At 67.9% G+C, this 293-nt stretch carries 1 protein-coding gene; it reads right to left on the bottom strand.

Annotated elements, in window-relative coordinates; translation table 11 throughout:
• Nucleotides 1-293 (bottom strand): FAD-binding protein (locus ACWGS9_RS35690; protein ID WP_454509544.1); only part of this gene is annotated, 293 nt, incomplete at both ends.

Genomic DNA, 293 nt, shown 5'->3' with positions numbered 1-293 from the left:
GGCCCACAGGCCCGAGACGGAACTGCGCCCCTCAGCATCCACGGCCACACCGCCCATGTGATAGTGGGCCGCCGGACACACCGGGATCGGCTTCACGGCTGGATCGATGCCGGCCTGCTTGCAAGTCGCATCGATCGCTGGGAAGCGCTTTGCGAATTTCGGGCCGAGTGATTGCCGGGCATCGAGAAAGACACGATGCCCGGCGGCGAGCTGACGGGAGATCGCCCGCGCCACCACATCGCGCGATGCGAGTTCGGCGCCGGGCGTGTCGGCAAGGAAGCGGTGGCCGTGCT

The organism is Mesorhizobium sp. Arg314 (genome assembly GCF_053714275.1).
Note: the sequence above shows the minus strand (reverse complement) of the source record. Positions and strands in the feature narration are given on the sequence as shown.